Source organism: Bartonella sp. TS82HLJMH (assembly GCF_042193495.1).
Lineage (GTDB): Bacteria > Pseudomonadota > Alphaproteobacteria > Rhizobiales > Rhizobiaceae > Bartonella > Bartonella grahamii.
The window spans coordinates 26,363-47,507 of record NZ_JBHILU010000013.1 but is presented as its reverse complement, the minus strand read 5'-3'; the positions used below and the strand labels follow the sequence as shown (position 1 = coordinate 47,507).

The following is a 21,145-nucleotide window of genomic DNA, read 5'->3' as shown; positions in this document are numbered from 1 at the left end:
TCTTTGAAAAAGCCACAAGTTATGCTTGTGGCTTTTTCTCATTTTCTATTCATTTTGTGTTATAGCGTTTTTACGAGAGTATGACTTTGCATATCTTTAATGTGCTTTTGGGTTGGACTTCTTTCATTTTTTTGAAAAGTTTGTACGTTATCGTTTCAAAAACGCGTATTTCAGAGTGATTATTATATTATTTATAATATGCCGACTGATAAAGATATTTTTTAATTCAGGATGCGGAAATATTTTCAAGGCTTTTATGATGAATCCATAAAAAGCATTCCTTTGCACATTATATGTCAGCTTGGAAAGTGAAATAATCGTCTAAGAAAAGAGTCAATATAATTTTTGGGAATTATGTTAAGAGAAGAGGATTTACAATATTAGAAATGGCAAAGAAAAGAAGATACTCAAGCGCAATGAGGGCTATATCCGATGAACTTTATATTATATCTGCTGTCGTTGTGAAATGGGGAGGGAAAAATGAGAGATATCTGAGAAAACTGATGAATGAGAAACATAATGACGTATTGTTTTTCGAAAATGTGTTTTCTTAAAAGGAATGCGATAAATAACAGGATGAAGTCATATATAATATTTATTTTTTAAAGATCCGGCTCTGAATGCTTTTGAATGTTGTCAAGTTGAATTAAAAGGAGATAGTAAAAATAGGAACTAATTTTTACACGTTCCTACTCTTTATTAGGCTGTCTTGCCATGAAGATTGCCTAAAAAGGTATATGTAAACTCTTGTGTTTCAATTTTTGCATATGTTTTGTACTTCTTCAAAGTACATAATAATATCTATCGTAAGGATGTTGATTATACCCGTTCTGGGGGATTAGACAGCAGTTAAAGTAGGTGTTTTAATACGTGTCAACCGATTAAAGCTATTTTTGAATAACAACTTTAAAGGTGATTTTTCTGTCGTTATTTAGTTATATTTTTTTATTTCATATTTACATAAAACACAAAAAATATTAATAAACCTCCTGTTTTTAAACCAAAGCGTATTAAATTTTCTGGTTAAACATTTTGATACGTTATGTATTGCTCTATAATGGGGCATAATCATGGTGTAGTTATGGTAAATCTATTTAAAAATCGTTTCTCCTTATGTACTTTTACAACAGCATTTCTTTTTTTTGCACATAATGCTGATGTTTTTGCTCACAATGCTGAATCTCAAGGTTTCTCTGGAAAAAAGCAGTCTTCATGTGATCAGAATGCAGCATTTTATCAGTGTGATGATGGAGAACAGAATGAAATTAATAATAAAGTTTATTCACTAACGGATAAAAATATTAATGGTGTTTATGGAGCCATAGAGGCGTCTAAGAAAGATACAATTATTCGTGGCAAGAATATAACTGTTAAGGGGATTTTGGATGAAAAGAATAATTCGGAAAAGAATTTTTGGAAATATGGAGTAAAGGCATCAGAAAAGGCGGGCGTCTTTCTGAATGATTCTAATTTGAGTGGCGTTTTAGTGGGGGTAGAAGCTCAAGGTGGTTTCATCGTAATGTCTGGTGGATCAATTGATGCAATCAAAGTGGGGGCTGTTGCAGAGGGAAAATCTCAAAGTGAAGTTAATTTAACGAATACGCAAATTAGCCTAGGGAGTGTTGGGGTTAAAGCAGGAGAAAAAGGACATTTTATTTTAAAGGGTGTCTCTATTATCGGCAAGGGGAGTACTGGCAAGGATGATCAAGGGCTGGATGTAGGTCGTCAAGCAGCTTTTCACATATCTGAAGATGGTTATGTTCAGTTTATGAAAGGGTCTGTTGATGTTATTGATGTTCATGGGCTTTTATTGCAGGGAGATAAAGCTCCTCAGATTGATATTGGAGATTCCAATATTACAGCGAAAGGTAATGCATTTTATGGTATGCATTTTGAAGGTAAGGCAGCATCAGATGGTTCGTTAGAGAAAAAATCATCGCGCGTTAATTTGGAAAAGACGCGTTTTGTAGTCCCAGATAGCATAGCTCTTTACAGCAGTAAATCTGGAAAGTCTTCTATATCTTTAAAGGAAACAAAGCTTTTTGGAGATTTGTTGTTGAAGGTTGATAGTAACTCTTCTATAAAGGTTGTTGCTGATGCTTCTGTACTTGTTGGTCAAACTCAGGTTGATAGTAGTTCTACAGTTGACCTTGAATTGAAAAATAATTCACAGTGGGCTTTATTGCAACCAAGACATAAAAAATTACAAGATCCTAATTATGGAGGTGTTTCATTTATTTCGTCGGTAAGTCTTTCTAATAGTTCCATTACTTTTAAAAAACCAAATTCCGGTACTGATAATGCATATCAAACGCTTTATATTGGGAAAGGAACAGGTCCTGTTTATCAGGGTTTTAGTGGTGCTTGGATTCATTTGAATGCATGTTTAAATCCTAGTGATACAAGTGGTAATCAAGTAACGGATCGGCTCCTCATTCATGGTGATGTTTTAGGAAACACTATAGTACACATACAAGGGGTTGCGGGAGGTTTAGAAGGAAAAAACGAAAAAGCGCATAGTGTTTCAATTATTCAAGTTTATGGAGATGCATCGCATGACTCTTTTCAACTGAATGGGCAGTATGTTGCATTGGATGGCGCGCCTTATAAATATGTACTTCGTTCTTATGGTCCAAGTACTACTGGAGAGGAGGAGCATGTTAAACAGCGATTTGCTTTGAATGGAGGCGCATTTTGGAATTTTCGTTTAGAAAATGAATATGTTCAAACATCTGATGTTTCTAAAAGTACTCCTATGGTTTCTAAACGTACACCTCCTGCACATGCTTCTTTTGAGGATGTTGTTCCAGAATCTTCTGTGGATGTTGTTCCAGCGTCTTCTGGTGATGTTGTTTCAGTGTCTTCTGCGGATAGTCTTTCTAAAATTGAAAATGTTTCTCCGTCTCGACGAGGTGTAAGATCTGTTGTTCCTCAGGTACCAACTTATCTGCTTTTGCCAAATAGTTTGTTCCATGCAGGTTTGGTAGATATTAGCAATCAAAACAAACAGTTGGAGATAGTACGGACTAATCTTAGTGGAATGTTGGAAATTCGTGAAAATCCTGCTTCATTTTTGCGTGGCTATGGTGGGAGTTATCGTTATGTTTCAGATTTATCTGCGCTTGAATATGGTTATGGAGGGGATCTAGGGTACTATGCGCTAGAGACAGGTGTTTTGCTACAAACTGTTGAAAATGTTGACAGTATTATATCCTTTGGGGTTATGGGATCTTATGGAAAGCTTTCTCTACAGCCTCGAGATGTTGCACAAAGCCAAAAAAGTACATTTGATAAATGGACTGCTACAGTTTATGGTAGTATGCAGCATGATGTAGGATTCTATGTTGATGGTCTTTTATCCTATGGTCTGTTTAAGGGAGATGTTCTGACAACTGCACGGGGTAAGACTGCAATATTGAAGGGTAACCCTTTAAGTGTTTCCTTAATGGGTGGTCAGAAAATTGCCACAGGATATGAAGGTGTTGTTTTTGATCCACAGGTTCAGGTTGTTTATCAACATCTTCAATTTAATGCGGCTCGTGATATTGATAATTTTAATATTGAGATGGGTAAACTGGATCAATTGATGGTGCGTATGGGGGGGCGTTTGATGAAGACCCTGACTGCGTCTGAAAAAGATCGTGATGTTTCTTTCTATGGCAAGTTTCATTTTGCCCATGATTTTGGCAAAGAAAGAACTGTGCGCTTTAAAGATTCTTTCCAGTTAGGGGCTTTTGGTTCTTCTCTAGAGGCTGGATTAGGTCTTAATGCTCACTTGTCTCAAAAATTTGCGCTTCATGCTGATTTGATTTATCAGCATAAGTTGAGTAAAGGTGGTTTTTCTGGGATCAGTTTTTCTGGTGGGTTGCGCTATCGTTTTTAGAATGATCATCTTGGGGTAAGTTGTTTAAAAAGCCACAAGCATAGCTTGTGGTTTTTTATTATTTGTTTGCAATTTTTAAAATAAGCTTTTTTAAAAAATGTTTTTTGCATGAGCAAGTTTGTTTCTTTTTAGAAACGAGATAAGGCTTTCTGGTTTGCAGTTCTTGCTTCTTATGCTGTTTTTCTTCCTTTAGTGTATTTTTATTAAATTCTCTTGAAATTACCGCTTTGGGGTGGATTTTTTATTTTTATCTATATTTTACGCGTTTTTTTATAAATCATACAATTTTAAATTGTGATATTTTGGGATTCTGGCTTTACATAAAACATTTAGTGGATACATAAAATACAAAACATATTTTAAATTATCACGCGTAACCAAAGTTATTAAACAGAATACGTGTTTTTTTGTTTTTAGAGAAGGGGAAGAAAGTTTGTAGAAAATTATGCTTAAAAAGCATCTCTCTTTATGTCGTTTTACAACGGTTATTTTTTTCTTTGTATACAATGCTGATGCAGGTGAGATTCCTGCTGAGAAGAAGCCATATTCATCTAACGAAAGTGCCTCATTTTATCGTTGTAATAATGGTAAAATGCATGAAATTTCCCAGAAAACTTATCAACTTATTGGTGAAAGCTCTGATGCTGCCATAGAGGCATCAAGGGAAGATGCAGTCATTGAGGGAGAGGCTATAATCATTAACGGTGTTTCGAATACAAATGGCCATTCAGGAGCAAGCGCTTGGACAACAGCTGTAAAGTCCTCAAATGGGGGAGGCGTTGCTCTATTTTATTCTATGTTAAATGATGTGTCGATAGGGGCTGATGTTAATGATGAGGGAGCTTTTGAGATGCAGGATGGGGTGATTAAAGCAACCAGAATAGGGATCAGTGTTGCTGGTAAAGGGTCGTTTGTTGCTTTGACCAAGACAGAGATTAAGACATCTTCTGATGCGATAGGTCTTTTGAGTTATAATGGTGCAAAAATTTATATGAAAGGAGGGAAAATTAACTTTGCTGATGGTATTGGTGTTCAAACAGGAGGAGAAGGAGAAATTAATTTAGATGGTGTTTCTATTACCGGGAGGGGGAAACAGGGGATAAATACAGATAATCATCGTGAAGCTTCTGCTTTTAGTATGCTTCAGGGGAAAGGCTCTCTTAATTTCCAGAAGGGAAACGTTGATGTTAACAATGCTCATGGCATTGTATTGCAGGGGAATGATAATAATGATGCTCATATCAAATATTTCAATATTTTTGTGGAAGGGAATGCATTTAATGGCATGCGCTTTTTTTGGGAAGCTGTCTTAAATGATAAAAAAACAATTATACCTGGAAAAGGGTCTGTCCATTTGACAAAGACAACCGTTATGGCTCCAGAAAGTACGGCTATTTATAGCCGCCAATTCGAAACTTCTGTTAAACTCTCACAATATTCAAAAATTTCTGGAGATTCACTCCTTAAAGCTGTTGAGCATTCCAATGTAAAGATTGAGGCTGATGCTTCTACTCTTGTAGGAGTTGCACATGTTGATGAAAGTTCTACAGCTAAGATAGAGTTTAAAAATGGTTCAAAGTGGATTTTATCGCGACCAAAAGTTGACAAATTGCACAACTTTGATGCTTCTGGTTCTAAGTTAGGGGACTATTCCTTCATTTTATCGGTCAATCTTACGGATAGTTCTCTTATTTTTGAAGAACTGAAATCCAAAACGACAGATGGTTATTAGACACTTCTTATCGGAAAAGGGGCAGGGACTGTCTATCGTACACAAGGCGATGCGCGTCTTTATCTTAATGCATATTTGGATAAAGGAGGTGCTCTGCAAGAGCAAAAAACGGATAGGCTTTTAATCAATGGTGATCTTGAAGGAAAAACGACAGTCCATGTGTATAGTGTTCCTGGAAGCTCAGGGGCATTGACGGGAAATGGTGGTAATGATCAGGGGATTTCCATTATTCAGGTTTATGGAAAAGCCGCTGAAGATTCTTTTCAGTTAAATGGGGGGTATGTCACACTTGAAGCCTCTCCCTATCAGTATCATCTTAAGAGTTATGGTCCAAGCTCTGCTTTAGGGGCGGCAGATTCCAATCAAAGAGTGCTTAAAAATACTGAAACATTTTGGGATTTTCGCCTCGAAAGTCAATTTGTTGATTCTACTTCTCTCGATTCCACTAAAGTTTTTCCTGTTCTTGATTTGGTTGTCCCTCCTTCTTCTGACGATATTCCTTCTTTTCCTAAAATTCATCCTAATATTACTGGAGGTGAGGATGGTTCTATTGATTCTAACTCTCAGCAAAAACCTCAGGAGCCAAGTCTTTCTTCTCCTGTAGATTCTCCTGATAGGGACTTTCATCTTACTACCACACCTAATGTACCTGATGTTGTTGTGCTTGAGATCCCCAATCCTCCTTCCTCTCTTGCACCTGTTGTTCCCGCTATTGCTGAATCTAAACCAGTTTCCCCAGTTTCATCTGGTTCACCTGTTCCGCCATCTGTTTTTGAGCCTTCTTCTCATTTTGAACCAAATGTGAGAGTCATTGTTCCACAGGTTTTGGCTTATATTCTTGTGCCAAATACCTTATTTTATGCTGGATTTATGGATATCAGTAATCAAAACAAGCAGTTGAAAGTACTGCGAACTGTTTCTGGTCGGTTGTTGAAAACTGATGAAAATTCCGCTTTGTTTTTGCGCGATTACGGTGGACATCATCATTATACTTCAAATTTATCTGCACTTAAATATGGTGATTATGGCGGTGAGCTTGATTATAATGCACTAGAGGCAAGTATTTTACTCAAGAAAATCGAAAGTGCATATAGTACGACATCCTTTGGGATTATGGGAAATTATGGCAAGCTTTCTTTGCAGCCTCGAAAGGTTAAACAAAGTCAAAAAAGTACATTTGATAAATGGTCTATTACAGCATATGGCAGCATGCAGCATGATACAGGCTTTTATATAGATGTTCTTTTTTCCTATGGTTTATTTAAGAGGGATGTTCTCACGCAAGCAAGAGGCAAGATAACAACATTGAAGAGGAACACTTTTGAGTGCTTCATTAATTGCGGGTAAGTCATTTATGACAGGACATAAAGGGGATAGTTCGCTTCTGCCTTTCTCTATTTTTTCATAAGCCTTTTTTTCATGACCCAAGGTCATGTCGTTAATTTAAATGTGTTCAGATTATTCTGAACACTCATATTTGTTACAATTACAATTATAGTTAGGGGTTATTTTTGATCCGCAGGTTTAGGTTATTTATCAAAATGTGCGGTTTGATAAGGCGTCTGATATTGATGGTTTTAATATTGAAATGGAAAACTTGTTTTGTGGGTGATGCGTGTTGGTGGGTCTTTAGGAAAGATGCTTTCTGTCTCTGAAGAGGGGATTGTTGTTTCTTTCAATGGCAAGCTTCATCTTGCCAATAGTTTTGGAGGAAAACAACGTGTACAGTTTGGAGATGAATTCCAATGAGGGGCTTTTGATTTTTCTCTAGAAACTGGAGTTGGGTTAAATACTCAGTTGTCTTCACATTTTGCATTGTATGGAGATGTAACTTATCAACATCGTCTTAGCCAATTAGCAAAGATGGTTTTTCAGAGACTATTTTTTCAGGCGGGTTACAATATCATTTTTAGCTATACATAAACTATATAGTAATTTATATATAAGTGTATATTGTTATATTAAGTATTTAAAGTAGATCTTTAGTTTTATATTTATTATATTTAAGAAGTTTGTTAGTCTAAATATAGATATTATTCTTAAATGAATAAAATATGGGAATAGGAGTCGGGAAGAGTTATGGCTTATGTATTTAAAAAACATGTATTTTTGTGTAACTTTACAACAGCTATTCTTTATTTTTTGCAGGTTACTTATGTTAGTGCTGCAGGCTCTTCAGGTGATGCAGGAGAGGCATTTTATAAATGCGATGATAGAAAAATACACTTTCTCGCAGATAAAGTTTATTACTTAAAGAATTCTCAGGAGGCTTCGCCTATTGCAGCTATATATGTAGAAAAAGCTGGCACTGTTGTTAATGCCTCTCAGATAACAGTTTATGGCGATAATTCAGATAAAATATCTGCCTATGGGGCGTATGTAAGAAATGGTGGAAAACTTAATCTAACAGCTGCAGATTTTAAGGATATACCTGCTCTTCGTGCTCAAAATGCAGTTATTAGCATGACGGTAGGGGAAATTAAGGGTGCTTCACATGCTATTTATGCATGGGGGAAAGAAACGGATATTGCTTTAGTGAGTGTGAATATCGATATTGAGCCAGATAATTTGAAGGAAAAAGGGATCGGTATTATGAGTGGTTTTGATGCAATGGTTAGAATGTCAGAAGGTACCGTTAATTTTAATCAGATTGGCTCATTTTCAACTCGGTTTGGAGGGGGCTATATTCTTGATACTATGTGTATTACGGGGAAAGGAAGGAGCGAGGAAGCTAGAACAGATGGTGATGGCGCTATGGGGGCGGTGCCTGAAGCTTTTGAGGTTTTTCAAGGGGGGGATGTTCATTTGAAAAACGGTTTTATTCATCTTAACAATATGCATGGATTCGTGATTAAAAATTTCTCAGGTTATGTAGACGATAAGGGCAAATTAATTCAAAAATATGTTTCGCCAGATGTCTTTAAGAATACAAGTATTAAGATAGAAAAAAATGATATTTCTGTGAAAGGGGATGGAGTACATGGTCTGTATTTTAATGTTTTAGCTCCAGAAGAGCTTGCTAAGATGACTAGGCAACGAGATAATGAAAAAGTTTTAGAAACCAAAACAGTTCTCACGGGGAAGGCATTTGTTTATTTGTCACAGGCAAATATGACAGTTCCAGATGCTATTGCGATTTATGCGAAGGGGGATAGAGGCTATAGGGCTGAAGGTATTCTTGAATTATCGGATGGAACAAAAATCTCTGGTGATTTGTTGCTAAAAGCTGAAAATAATGCTTCTCTATTGGTGAAAGCAAACGCTTCCTCTCTTACAGGAGGTACACGTGTTGAGGATAGATCGGTTATTGATTTAGAGTTAATTCGTTATTCAAAATGGTATCTTACTAAAAGTAAATACAACGGTTTACAAGAATCTGTTTCATCGCTTTCTTCTCTAAGTCTTTCCAATAGCACATTGATCTTTGATGAAGATAGTGGTTATCAAACGCTACGCATTGGAAAAAAAGCAGATATAGGTGCAGGAGATAAAATTCTCGCATCAAAAGATAAAAAAGTCTATAGTGCTGAGGGAAACGCTCAGATTAGGTTGAATGCATTTTTGAATGATGAGGGTTTGTTTGATCCCCAAAAGACGGATCGCATATTGATCTATGGGGATGTTTCTGGAACGACATTCATTCATGTGCAAAATTTTCCAAAATATGCAAGTAAAGAAGTCTATGAGGGAAGAGATCAAAGCATTTCACTCATTCAAGTTGCTGGAACAGCGCAGGCAGGTTCTTTTCGACTCGCCAATGGTTATGATGGTTATACTACGGTGAAAGGTTTTCCTTATCAATATCGTATTCGTGGTTATGGTCCAGGTTCGCCCTTTGGAGAAGCAGATGCTACGAAAAGATTAGTGGAAGGTGAGGGGGATTTTTGGGATTTCCGACTCGAAGGGATCTATATTTCTTCTAGAATAGGTTCTTATAATGGTCCATTTGGTAAACCTTCTTCGTTTTCATTATCTCATCCTGTCGATCCTCCACGCCCCAATCAACTTTCTACGTCGTTTATGTCTGACCCTCCTTCTTCTTCTACATCTTCTGATCCTGTTGATCCTACCCCTTCGCCCCCCGATCCACTTCCTACGTTGTTGATGTCTGACTTGCCTTCTGTTTCGGCATCTCCTTCATCTACAGATTCTATTTCTCCTGCTTCTGCCTCTGTTGAACCAAAGCCTTCTACATCTTCTGATCCTGTTGATCCTTCGTCTAATCTTCCTATGTCGCTTAATGTTCAGTCTAATCTCCAAATTAGAGCTGTTGTTCCTCAATTGCCAACTTATCTTCTTTTGCCAAATACCTTATTTCATGCTGGTTTAGTGGATATGGCCACGCAAAATAAGACGGTAGAGACAATGCGGAATGCTTTTCATTCCTCTTGGAAGGATGATGAAAAGCCAGCCTTTTTTCTGCATGCTTATGGTGGTAGTCATCATTATGCTTCCAATTTATCTGCTTTTGAATATGGCTATGGAGCAGAACTCGATTATAGTGCATTGGAAGCAGGTGTTTTGTTAAACGAGACTGAGAGTTTATACAGTCGTACATTCTTTGGGGCTTTGGGGAACTATGGAAACCTCTCTCTAAACCCACAGGATGTTGAACAAAGCAAAAAAAGCGCATTTGATAAATGGTCTGTTGGAGCCTATGGAAGTTTACAGCATGATACGGGTTTTTATATCGATGGAGTATTATCGTATGGACTTTTTAAGGGAGATGTTTTGACACTAGCACGGGGCAAGGTTGTAGCGTTAAAGGGTAAACAGTTTAGCGGTTCTTTAAAAAGTGGCAGAACGTTTGCAACAGGGTATAAAGGTGTTATTTTTGATCCGCAGATTCAGGTTGTTTATCAGCATCTTCAGTTTAATCCGGTACATGATGTTGATAATATTGATGTTGATTTAGGAAAATTTCATCAATGGGTGGGGCGTGTTGGTGGGCGTTTAAGCAAGACACTTAATGTTTCTGAAGAGGGACGTGTCGTTTCTTTTTATAGTAAGCTTTCTTATTTGCATAGTTTTGAAGATAAGCAATTTGTTTCTTTTAAAAACGATTTCCAATTAGGTTTTTTTGGTTCTTCTTTGGAAGCAGGGCTTGGTTTTAATGCGCGTCTTTCTTCAAAACTTTCTCTTTATGGAGATATAAATTATCAGCATAAACTGACAAAAGCAGGGTTTTCTGGAGCAAGTTTCTCTGCTGGTTTGCGCCACCTTTTTTGACAAAGTATGATATGTCCTTTTATAAAAAAGGCAGTAGAAAATGCTGCCTTTTACTTTATTAAAATCTTCTCTTATCTTTTCTAAATGGTTCTTTTGTCTTGATGAAAAAGGTCCACAATATATGATTTCTTTGGTTTGTGATTGAAAACGCCTCGTAAGTGTGTTTATTTTTTAGAGAGGAAGATGGGTTTCATGCGCAATTGCTTCTGGGGGATTGCGTAGGCAATTTTTATCAGCGATGGTTGCGCTTGTTGGTGCTTGGTTTAATCAGTGATATTGATTATACCACATTCACCATTTTCGCTACCAAAGGTGAGGTTGTACCCTGTCTGATCCCAGTTGAGTGCTGAGATAGCACTTTTCCCATAACCTTTTAGAAGGACTTCTTTTCCATCATGAAAATGTGCACACAAAATCATTCCATCATTGAAGCCTATTGCTACAATTTCTTTGCGTGGGTGGCATGCAACGGTGCTAACAAGCGCATTTGCTCGTGTTCCTAGTTCTAGTGGTGTTTTTCCCATGGGGCCATCTTTTGTATGAAAGGGCCAGACAATGGCTGCTGATGCACCGGATGTTGCTAACCATTTTCCCTTCACGCTCCAAGACCAGCTTTTGACTTTGCTTGGGTAGCCACTCATGCGGAGATGCTGATTATCAGTGAGACGCCAGCCATGGAGGGCGTTTTCTTGCATGGTAGAAATGACATAGCGGTTGTCTGGCGAGAAGGTGACGCCACAATGAGCTCCTTTCCATACCAATGTGGTGGGAGATATTTGCGTTGATAACCAATGAAGAGTAACTCCATTGTAATGGGCAACGGCAAGTCGTAGACCTTTTGGGGCAAAAGCGAGGCATTCTACACTGCGTTCATGTGTAAGCTCTTGTCGTTCTTTTCCAACATGCACAAATGCGAAACGTGAGGAGGAAAAAGCAAAAGCTTTTTGTGGACCAAAAGCAACGTTGTTTATCCATTTGCGTTCTTTTTGGCTTAGTACTTCTGTATGTCCCGCTGCGGTTGTTTGACAGACTTTTCCATCTTCTCCACCTGTGATGATCGCGGTATTGTCATGGGAAAAATGGCTTGAAATTATTCCTTTGTGAACTTCAAAGATTTGTGGGGTTGGATTAAACAAAACAATGAAACCTTCTACGGAAACAAAAGCTGGTTTATTGCCTATAAAACCGCAAGAAAGGCAGTAACTTTTGAGATCATAATGGGTAATGTTTGGCATTATCACTCACTTATGCGCAATTTTCAAAACCAGTTTTTAATTTTTCAGCATCAAGAGAGCGTCCTATAAAAACAAGGCGACTTTCTCGTTTTTCATCTTCACGCCATGGACGTTGATGTTGTCCCTCAAGAAGCATGTGTATACCTTGAATGACATAACGATCATCGTCTCTTTGAAAGGCGATAATGCCTTTGAGACGTAAGATATCAGGTCCCTGTTGCTGCGTAATCTGTTGGATCCAAGGGAAAAACTTTTCTGGTTGTAGAGCACCTGTTTTTAAACTTACAGAGGTTATTGTAATATCATGAATGGTGGATTTGTGGTGATGTGCATGATCATGATTACAATCGGGACCACAGACATGGTCTGCGTGCTGATGGTCAAGAAAATGGGGATCATTATCTAAAGTGCGTTGGAGATCAAAGAACCCTCGATTGAGGAGTTTATCAAGAGGGATGTTAGCGCGCTCTGTTGCGTAAATTATGGCTCTGGGATTAATTGCAAGAATGAGCGATTGCGCATGTGCACGTTCTTCTTCGCTGACAAGATCAATTTTATTTAAGAGAACAATATCAGAAAACGCAATTTGTTCTTCAACTTCACGACTTTTTTTCAGTTGAGAGGGCAAATGCTTTGCATCAACGATCGCTATGACACTGTCGAGAGCTGTTTTTTCATGGACCGTATCATCCATGAAAAAGGTCTGTGCTACGGGAACGGGATCTGCAAGCCCTGTTGTTTCTATAATGATCGCATCAAATCGATGAGAACGTTGCATCAAACTTTCCAGAATGCGAATGAGATCACCACGCACGGTGCAACAAACACAGCCATTATTCATTTCATAAATTTCTTCATCTGATTCAATGATCAGGTCATTATCAATACCAATTTCACCAAATTCATTGACAATGACGGCATAACGGTTGCCATGATTTTCACTGAGAATGCGGTTGAGAAGGGTGGTTTTTCCTGCACCAAGATAGCCTGTGAGAACCGTAACAGGAAGTTTTTTGGGGTGTGTCGTTTCCATGGAGAGACCTTTTATTGTTCTTTATTGCCATGTGTTTATGTTAAATCGATTGATATCATCAAGTAAATCACGAAGCTGAGACAGAACATGAAAAAATATTGCTTCACCGGCTTGTGGTGTTGCTTTGCTTGCGTTTCCTGCCGCACCTTGCGTATTTAGATCTCGCATTGTCCAGCCAAAGGCATGAGGACCATAAGCGCGTAAATAACGATAATTGGCAATCATATCCGCTTGTTTATTATGAAAATTTTTTGCCTTTTCCATATGAACTTTTTCCGGTTCTAAATAGAGCATTAAAGAGGTTTCGATAAATCCTCCATGGATATCAAGATGCTGTTGAAAAGGCTCCATGAGACCTTGTGGCAAACCAAAACGGCTCCAACTTGTTGCTACCGCAAGCATTGAAAAACGCCTCCGTAATTCGGTGATAACAATGCTCATTAAGGGTGAATTGCCTCCGTGAGCATTGAGAAGAAGAAGACGGTTGATCCCTTTGTGATAACAGTTTTCACCAATCTTTATCCATCGCTTAATCGCATCAGAAAAGGTAAGGGTTTGTGTGCCTGTAACATCTATATGTTCTATGGAATAGCCAATCTTTTCAACCGGTAAAAGTGCGATATGAAATTGCTCTTTTGTTTGTAAAGTGAGGGCTTTTGCAAAAGCTTCAGCAATGATCCAGTCGGTTTCGAAGGGAAGGTGCTCTCCGTGATATTCGTGTGCGCCCAAAGGTAAAAGAGCGAGAAAAGGCGTGTTAGATACCATAAATTATTGCCCAAAAGAGAAGTTAACACAGAAAAAATGATCAAAGGTGCTGTCACTATTTAATCTATCTATAAGAGAAACGCAAATAGGCGTCTTTTTACATCACATATGGATGCTATAAAAATGAGAGCATTGTCAAACAATTGTGAAGATTTTATTGAGTAAAGCCAACTCAATTTTTTTGTAATACGAGGCGATCTTTCTAAAGATAGCTATCTTTGGTAAGACTTTCTGATGCATATTCTCATTTTTAATAAGTAAATATTTATATATATTAAATAATTCACATCATGTAATGAAAAATAATTTTTTCATCGTTTATTGAAAACGCAATTTTTTCTGTAAGTTGCAGATTTTTATTTTTACTATTGCGCGAGGATAACCAAAGTATTTCTATTGTTGCAATCAGGAGTTATAACTTCTTAATTTAAGTATCCGTATATTAAAAAAGAATAGAAATGTTTGTTGATTGACTTTATTTTGGATAGTGTCTTAACAGACTTTAGTGTTCATAAGAAAAAATGAATATAAAGGAAAAAAATCACGTAAGATGAACTTGCAATCTCAGAGATCTCGATGAGTTTATAAGATGATTAAAAAAGAAACACCGTTGGATACATGATAAACAGAATGCCATTGTGTTGCACATTGATACGCTTGTTTGAAAGAAACATTTCCCAAGGTATCCAAGCCTATTTTGCGACACTGTTCGTGAATGGTATAACGGTAAAGCCTCATAATATAAAATCTATATATTATATTTATATTTTTACAGTAAAAATGGATACCACCATTCACTTTGCCAGTTTTAAATAATGTGTTAACAGCGCTTGATAGTTAAAATATCTCATAAGTGATATTTTCTTTTCTTCAAGTGTGCTTACACATACATCGTTTTATTTTGTGCTTTGAAAGTGAAGAATTTTGATTAATTCAATATAAACAGAGTTAAAATTAAGAGAATCCTACAATAGCGAGCTCTCTCATTCAATATCAGTTTTCATGGCGTTATTTTTTCAATGCGCTTACTTAAGTTAGTATTTCAAAAATGCAATTTTTTAGTAAGTTTCTCTACCACTTCTCTTTCAAGCATTTGATTAATTATTTATTTTGCACAAATTGCAGACAGTTATGTGAATATTGCCCAAACTTTATTTCAAAGAGAATTATTTTATTAACGTCTTTTCTATTTGAAAATAGAAATCTTAATTGATTTTTACATTTTTAACTGTTTTATAGAAAAATAATACACTATTTTAAGTTTTATTTATTAGGATAGATTTGTTTTAGATCGAGTTTTTTCGCTATCAATTTTATTTTAAAGTTTATTGATGAGTGATATAATAAAAATCCATTAAGTACTATTTCATTTTTATTTTATTGAAATAATAGAATAATTATAATTATATTGACAGTTTTTAAAGTTATATTTCTTTAAAAGTTAATTACATTTTAAATTATTTACAAAATTTTAAATGAATAAATTATTTTTTATCTTTTGTTGTTTTTCTGTATTTACAAACAATACATAATGTGTTATATGTATAATATAAGTTTTTTATATATGTGAATATTCTTTCATTTTTTCAGTGAAGAAAAGAGGAGCAAAGAAAGCTATGTTTAAAATATTTAAAAATCGTGTATGTTCATTTACTTTTACACTATTTATTCTCTTTTTTGTACAAACTATAGAGGGAAATGCAAGTTTTGTAAAAAATCAATTTCAAGAGAGAGCGGCAGTTACTATTTCTACACTAGAAAAAAATGTAGCTATTAAAGCTGTGGATAGAGCTGTTATTCAAGGCGTTGAGGCACAAGATGGCATTGCTTTGGGGAAAGCTGAAAAAACTGCTGCCTTTTCAGGTGCAGCCTTTTGGGGGGGAATAGGTATTTTATCACTTCTTGCTTCTTTATGTGTTGGGGATGTATTAGGTGCTGTTGTATCTCTTTGGGGAATATTTACTACACTTTAGCAGAAAGATCATCGACAAAGTCGATGATCTTTCTGTTCGCTTCATGATTTTGAAAAAATAAATATTTGAACTTATTTATACTGTATTGGATAATAAAATCACTACTCTTAATACTAAATGTAGCTTTTATTAACATTATTAAAGTTCAAGATCCTACATTTGTGTTTTTTTACAAATTAGTGTAACCTGATTTTTTTACAGTTTATGGTTATTCCCTAGTAATAAGGTTATTATACTCACTCCCTTTATCAGTCTTTTAATATTGTCTACCTTTTCTCATATGAAGATTATTCATCAAAAGCATATCTTATCCTTTTTAATTTTTTTATGTTAAATCCATCAAAAGTATTTTTTACGTATCACAAATTGCGTTCGTGTATGGATAAAATTATTAAAAAAAAGAGTAAAAATTCTTCTCATGAATTATCTCTAAGGTTCAAGGGCTGTTGTAGTATTGGCAAATAAATGATGGTGCTGGTTTGTATCTTTATAGAGTAAAGATAGTAATACACAATGAATCTTATGCCATCTTATGGAGTGGTTTATACTGTCGCATTTACGGGATATATTGTGAGAGGGAAGTGGTGATGTGCATCGTTGGAAAATGCTTTTATTAAAACATAAACCTGTATTTGCGATAGAAGTGTATTCTGGGTTATTCTGTTGCGTAAGGGAAGGATACTGTTAAGTAAGGTAATTCAGGAGTATTTATAGCTTAGCGGAAGAAGGGCCATGAAGTAAAAGGTCTTGTTTAGCACGAAGACGCGCAATCCATTGATCTTCACGAATAGCAGTATTATGTATTGTAATGAGTTCGTTTTTTTTAATTGCAGCTGTTACTGTTGCTTTTTCTAAAAGACCACAAGGAATGGCGTGGTGAGCGTGTGCTTCTGCGATGTTCATTATCCAAGCGCGATAAGTATAAAGACCGATAAAGTCTAGCTGATCGCCTGGATGTAAATCTTTTTTAGCGACAGCACAGACTTCTACTACGGGATGGCTAAGAGGAACCATATCTTTTTTGCCATAAAGCATAACGCGTGCGCAGGTGAGGGGAACTTCCATTGCTGTTAAATGATAGGGGCGGTGAAAGGTGAAATAAGGCCCCTGGCCAATTTTTAAATCTTCCATACGTTCGCGTAAACGTGGGTGTGCTATTTCTGCAATAACAAAGACACCTGGGGAAACACCTTGGCCTGTTGAATAATCTACAATACCATATTGCTGCAAAATGCCTCCATCTTGTTTTGGGATAAGCACTTTGTTTAAATCTTGCAGCGCTGCTCGTGGTCCATGCATTCCTGGGCAATCGGGGAGAAGCCCAGTGGCATTGGCAATTGCTGCCATTTCAACCATCGTTTTGGAACCATCAATAAACTCAACCAACATGCGCACATTCATATTACGCCGGAATGCTTCTTCTTCGTAAGCATCAGGTGTAGCATCAAAGTGCAGAGGATTATTTTTTCCTTTACCCGCTGCAACAATCTTATGTCCAAGGGCTGAAACAAATTCTATGAGTTCCATACAAGAAGTTGGTTCATCTCCGGCACCAAGTGTATAAATGAGCCCTCGTTTTTCTGCTTCATATTTGAGATAAGCGCCAATTGTAACATCTGCTTCAACATTCATCATGACAAGATGTTTGTTATTCTCAAGCGCTTTGATACCAATTTCTGCTCCTGCTTCGGGATAGCCTGTTGCATCAACGATAATATCAATTTGTTCATGACGTAAAACAAGGTTAATATCATCTGTTGCTGCAATCAAATTTTTTTCAATGCTTTTCGTGAGAGCATAAGTATTTTCAACTTCACAGACATGTCCATCCTCGCCATAGGCTATTTTAGCGGCATCAAAAATACGTGACGGCGTCCTAGTGGCTACTGCAGCGACTGTTATACCATCCATATGCGCAATACTTGATAATAAATCTGTGCCCATTTCACCACAACCAATCAGTCCGATACGGATGGGGGGATGCTTTTCTGCACGTTGTTTCAAATCATGCGCTAAACCTGTTAGGTTCACATTGCTTGCCATTCTTTTTTCCCATTTGAAAACTATTCTGCTAAAGAACTTTTCTCATTCATAAGGTGTATTTGTTTTTAAGACAATTAATCTTTTATTCTTGATGCTCTAATCAATGGATTTTATAAAAGCAAGAGGGGTGGTTGCTTTTATCAAACAAAATAGGAATAGCGTTATGCAGCAAAAAATAACAGTACAAGATGTCACCAGTTTTATTGGGAAAGAAGTGGGATTATCGGGGTGGCGTCTTGTTACACAGGATATGATTAATCAGTTTGCATGTGCTACAGATGATCATCAATGGATACACGTTGATGAAGAAAAGGCTAAAAAGACACCTTTTGGGGGCACAATTGCTCATGGTTTTTTAACATTATCGCTTTTGTCTACGCTCGCTTATGAGGCTCTTCCAGAGTTGGAAGGGAGCACAATGGGGATTAATTATGGTTTCGATAAAGTACGCTTCATGAGTCCTGTGAAAACAGGGGTACGGGTACGTGCGCGTTTTGTGTTAGATGATGCAGAAATTCGCCCTTCTGGTCGAGTGGTTTTCCATTATGGGGTTACGGTGGAAATTGAACAGTTAAAAAAACCAGCTCTTACGGCTCAATGGCTTATTGTGGCAGTGATGAGAGAAAAATCTTCCAATATCTAGATTAGTTTGAGTGCTTTATTTTATAAAATTTTTGTACAATTCTATTAGAAGTTTCTTCAATGATAATAGTAATAATAATCTATGGGATGATGGATATGGTGGGCTATCATAGCGTTTAGCCATAGCAGATTGCTATCTTTCCTAGATCGTTTTGAAGAGGAGTTTCCTAATGAAAATAGTGCATTGCCTCACGCTTTTGTTTATAGCATTCTTTAATGGGATCACAGCCCTCACATAAAACAGAATGCTTCAAATGGAATATACTTGCGTTGCCAATTCATGGGCTTATTTTAAAGAAATATCGTTCAACGCTCGTCATACCCATTTCGCAATAGCGCCCTGTGAATAGTATAACGATAAAGCCATTGAGCACCCCATATCTTTATGCTTGTGAAGAAGAAAACCGGTATTATCGTATTATATGCTAGCACCCAATGTTAAGACAGGTTTTGGCGCTTGAGATAATTCATAAGAGGTACGCCTTCATTGCTTGTATAGTTTTTACTCACATGGCTCTTCCTGCTTGTAACATGCAAGCGAGAGGTTTCGATATGGAACAGATTTGGAATGAGAGAACCTTACGGTATTTAGAGCTCTCATTCAATATGTTGTCTAAGGTTCGGAAAGGTCGTGACCAATGTCTTAATTTAACATGATAATTTATCATTTTTATGTTAAGAGAGGGGCTCAAATATTGTAAGATCTCTCATTTCATTCCCTTTTATATTAAAGCCATTAAAACTATTTTCTTTCATGTTACAAACGGATGGGGAGAGATAAAAACTGTTTAAGAAAAAAGTTCCTAATCCCTTATGATCGTTTCCGATAGCCAAGGGTTGTTGCGCTTGGATAAGTGGCAAAGAGGATGATGGTACTGGTATGTGAAATTCTAAGTCTTTTAATGCTTTGTTTTATCAAGTTTTTGTACGATTTTATCAGAAGTCCATTGGGTTATAATATTGAGCATGATCAAAAGAATGATGACAATGGTCATGATGAAGGTATTATAGCGTTGATAGCCATAGCGGATTGCCATATCCCCTAAACCGCCTCCACCAAGATATCCAGCAAGTGAGGTGGCTCCTATGAGAGAAATGATCATGACTGTAAAACCTGTAATCAGGCTAGGGAGAGCTTCAGGAATAAGAACATGTCTGATAATTTGAAGACGGCTTGCACCCATAGAGCGGATTGCTTCAATGAGACCGTTTTCAACGGTTTTAAAAGAGAGTTCCGCCATGCGTGCATAAAAAGGGATAGCTGAAATGGTCAGTATAAAAATTACAGCAGGCATTCCTATCCCTCTTCCTACAACGATACGCGTAACGGGAAGAAGATAAAATGCAAGAATAATAAAGGGAATGGCACGAATACTGTCAATGATCATGCTTAAAGGGCGATTGATGAGAGATGAGGAAAAAATCCCTCCGCGCGCTGTTGTGTGAATAAGAAGACCAAGGGGAAGTCCTATAATAAATGCCATAAAAGAAGCACTAAGTGTCATCAATATTGTATCAATAACAGCTTGGGGAAGCTCATGAGACAAAACATTAAACATAGCCTAAGACCTCACAATATCGTCCTTTTTTCGTTAACCATTGAACAGCTTTTTCTAAAGCTTCTTTATCTTCTCCAGGAAGAGCCAAGAAGAGTCGCCCGATGGTTTCATCCTGAACTGTATCAATGCCACCATGCAGAATACGTGCTTTTAAACCACTCTCATTTTCTAGAAGATGAAGAAAAGGCTGCTGGGCAATTTCACCGGCAATATTGATTTCAATGACAGCTTCTCGCCCGATTGGTTTGAGATTTTTCGCAAATTTTTCAGGAAGTTGCGGGGTGACAAGCTTGAGCATGGCTATGGTTGTATCGTCTTGCGGTGACGTAAAGATGTCTTTCACACGTCCTTCTTCTACAATGTTCCCCTGATTAAGCACAACAACGCGATGCGCTATGGTGCGCACAACTTCCATTTCATGGGTGATGAGCACAATCGTGAGATTGAGGTGTTTATTAATATCAGCAAGGAGCTCTAGAATAGATTGTGTTGTTTCAGGGTCAAGAGCAGAGGTGGCTTCATCTGATAACAATATTTTAGGATTAGCAGCGAGCGCACGAGCAATGCCAACGCGTTGTTTTTGCCCCCCTGATAATTGTGCCGGATAGCAATATTCTTTTCCATATAATCCAACTAATTCAATTAGTTCAAGAGCACGTTTGTGGCGTTGTTTTTTGCTTACACCACTTAATTTAAGCGGCAATGCAATGTTATCAAGAATATTTTGTGATGAAAGAAGGTTGAAATGTTGAAAAATCATCCCAATTCGTTGACGGTAAGGCGCCCATTCTATCTCCGATAGATTTGAAATATCAACACCTTCAAAAAAAATGGACCCTGCATCAATCTTCTCTAACCCATTTAAACAGCGGATAAGTGTTGATTTTCCTGCTCCACTACGACCGATAATACCAAGAATTTCACCGGCATGGATATCGAGAGATAAGTTATTAATCACCGGAACACCAGCCGTTTTGTTAAAACAACGGCTGATGTTTTTTAAGGAGATAAGAGTAGGTTTTTCCATTCACAATTACTCGGATATTTGGCA

At 37.0% G+C, this 21,145-nt stretch carries 13 protein-coding genes; 7 read left to right on the top strand and 6 right to left on the bottom strand.

The window, feature by feature from the left end; all coding sequences use genetic code 11:
• Positions 1 to 1,081 precede the first annotated feature (1,081 nt).
• The 5 genes from ACFIKO_RS07115 to ACFIKO_RS07095 all read left to right on the top strand — a co-directional run bounded on the left by ACFIKO_RS07115 (position 1,082) and on the right by ACFIKO_RS07095 (position 10,844).
• A complete protein-coding gene (locus ACFIKO_RS07115) occupies positions 1,082 to 3,883 on the top strand; it encodes an autotransporter outer membrane beta-barrel domain-containing protein (protein WP_375673589.1) in 2,802 nt (933 codons plus the stop codon).
• Between the two features lie 445 nt (positions 3,884 to 4,328).
• Positions 4,329 to 5,615, top strand: a complete 1,287-nt coding sequence (locus tag ACFIKO_RS07110; protein ID WP_375673588.1) for a hypothetical protein — start codon at positions 4,329 to 4,331, stop codon at positions 5,613 to 5,615.
• 75 nt (positions 5,616 to 5,690) lie between these two features.
• On the top strand, positions 5,691 to 6,962 hold the full coding sequence (locus tag ACFIKO_RS07105) for an autotransporter outer membrane beta-barrel domain-containing protein (RefSeq protein ID WP_404978567.1): 1,272 nt from the start codon (positions 5,691 to 5,693) through the stop codon (positions 6,960 to 6,962).
• A 255-nt stretch (positions 6,963 to 7,217) separates the two neighbouring features.
• Positions 7,218 to 7,364 (top strand): hypothetical protein, encoded by a 147-nt coding sequence (locus ACFIKO_RS07100; RefSeq protein WP_375620130.1) that lies wholly within the window; start codon positions 7,218 to 7,220, stop codon positions 7,362 to 7,364.
• A gap of 330 nt (positions 7,365 to 7,694) precedes the next feature.
• Positions 7,695 to 10,844 carry an autotransporter outer membrane beta-barrel domain-containing protein gene (locus tag ACFIKO_RS07095; protein WP_375673587.1) on the top strand — a complete coding sequence of 1,050 codons (3,150 nt, stop codon included), beginning with the start codon at positions 7,695 to 7,697 and terminating at the stop codon, positions 10,842 to 10,844.
• A 263-nt stretch (positions 10,845 to 11,107) separates the two neighbouring features.
• Here ACFIKO_RS07095 and ACFIKO_RS07090 read toward each other — a convergent pair whose 3' ends face one another.
• The 3 genes from ACFIKO_RS07090 to ACFIKO_RS07080 are packed head-to-tail and all read right to left on the bottom strand — an operon-like array spanning position 11,108 to position 13,877.
• Positions 11,108 to 12,079, bottom strand: a complete 972-nt coding sequence (locus tag ACFIKO_RS07090) for a WD40 repeat domain-containing protein (protein ID WP_375620128.1) — start codon at positions 12,077 to 12,079, stop codon at positions 11,108 to 11,110.
• Positions 12,080 to 12,089: 10 nt separating this feature from the next.
• On the bottom strand, positions 12,090 to 13,112 hold the full coding sequence (locus tag ACFIKO_RS07085) for a CobW family GTP-binding protein (protein ID WP_375620127.1): 1,023 nt from the start codon (positions 13,110 to 13,112) through the stop codon (positions 12,090 to 12,092).
• 21 nt (positions 13,113 to 13,133) lie between these two features.
• Complete coding sequence (locus tag ACFIKO_RS07080; RefSeq protein WP_375620126.1) at positions 13,134 to 13,877, bottom strand: creatininase family protein; 744 nt, start codon at positions 13,875 to 13,877, stop codon at positions 13,134 to 13,136.
• 1,616 nt (positions 13,878 to 15,493) lie between these two features.
• On the opposite strand from ACFIKO_RS07080, the gene ACFIKO_RS07075 reads away from it, so the two are divergent.
• Positions 15,494 to 15,850: a hypothetical protein gene (locus ACFIKO_RS07075; RefSeq protein ID WP_375620125.1), complete on the top strand. Its 357-nt coding sequence runs from the start codon at positions 15,494 to 15,496 to the stop codon at positions 15,848 to 15,850.
• A gap of 708 nt (positions 15,851 to 16,558) precedes the next feature.
• On the opposite strand, the gene ACFIKO_RS07070 is transcribed toward ACFIKO_RS07075, so the two are convergent.
• Positions 16,559 to 17,893, bottom strand: a complete 1,335-nt coding sequence (locus ACFIKO_RS07070) for an NAD(P)H-dependent oxidoreductase (RefSeq protein ID WP_375620124.1) — start codon at positions 17,891 to 17,893, stop codon at positions 16,559 to 16,561.
• A 163-nt stretch (positions 17,894 to 18,056) separates the two neighbouring features.
• Between ACFIKO_RS07070 and ACFIKO_RS07065 the strand changes: the two genes are divergently transcribed.
• Positions 18,057 to 18,536, top strand: a complete 480-nt coding sequence (locus ACFIKO_RS07065) for a MaoC family dehydratase (RefSeq protein WP_375673586.1) — start codon at positions 18,057 to 18,059, stop codon at positions 18,534 to 18,536.
• Positions 18,537 to 19,434: 898 nt separating this feature from the next.
• On the opposite strand, the gene ACFIKO_RS07060 is transcribed toward ACFIKO_RS07065, so the two are convergent.
• Both ACFIKO_RS07060 and ACFIKO_RS07055 read right to left on the bottom strand, forming a co-directional pair.
• Positions 19,435 to 20,094: a methionine ABC transporter permease gene (locus ACFIKO_RS07060; RefSeq protein ID WP_375620122.1), complete on the bottom strand. Its 660-nt coding sequence runs from the start codon at positions 20,092 to 20,094 to the stop codon at positions 19,435 to 19,437.
• Entirely contained in the window at positions 20,087 to 21,121 is a 1,035-nt protein-coding gene (locus tag ACFIKO_RS07055; RefSeq protein WP_375620121.1) for a methionine ABC transporter ATP-binding protein, read from the bottom strand. Before ACFIKO_RS07055 ends, ACFIKO_RS07060 begins: the two co-directional genes overlap by 8 nt.
• Positions 21,122 to 21,145 lie beyond the last annotated feature (24 nt).

Excerpts from the sequence above, each read along its gene's own strand:
- ACFIKO_RS07095 (WP_375673587.1), top strand. The coding sequence starts at position 7,695 with ATGGCTTATGTATTTAAAAAACATGTATTTTTGTGTAACTTTACAACA.
- ACFIKO_RS07060 (WP_375620122.1), bottom strand. The coding sequence starts at position 20,094 with ATGTTTAATGTTTTGTCTCATGAGCTTCCCCAAGCTGTTATTGATACA.
- ACFIKO_RS07115 (WP_375673589.1), top strand. The coding sequence starts at position 1,082 with ATGGTAAATCTATTTAAAAATCGTTTCTCCTTATGTACTTTTACAACA.
- ACFIKO_RS07055 (WP_375620121.1), bottom strand. The coding sequence starts at position 21,121 with ATGGAAAAACCTACTCTTATCTCCTTAAAAAACATCAGCCGTTGTTTT.
- ACFIKO_RS07085 (WP_375620127.1), bottom strand. The coding sequence starts at position 13,112 with ATGGAAACGACACACCCCAAAAAACTTCCTGTTACGGTTCTCACAGGC.
- ACFIKO_RS07070 (WP_375620124.1), bottom strand. The coding sequence starts at position 17,893 with ATGGCAAGCAATGTGAACCTAACAGGTTTAGCGCATGATTTGAAACAA.
- ACFIKO_RS07110 (WP_375673588.1), top strand. The coding sequence starts at position 4,329 with ATGCTTAAAAAGCATCTCTCTTTATGTCGTTTTACAACGGTTATTTTT.
- ACFIKO_RS07090 (WP_375620128.1), bottom strand. The coding sequence starts at position 12,079 with ATGCCAAACATTACCCATTATGATCTCAAAAGTTACTGCCTTTCTTGC.
- ACFIKO_RS07065 (WP_375673586.1), top strand. The coding sequence starts at position 18,057 with ATGCAGCAAAAAATAACAGTACAAGATGTCACCAGTTTTATTGGGAAA.
- ACFIKO_RS07080 (WP_375620126.1), bottom strand. The coding sequence starts at position 13,877 with ATGGTATCTAACACGCCTTTTCTCGCTCTTTTACCTTTGGGCGCACAC.
- ACFIKO_RS07075 (WP_375620125.1), top strand. The coding sequence starts at position 15,494 with ATGTTTAAAATATTTAAAAATCGTGTATGTTCATTTACTTTTACACTA.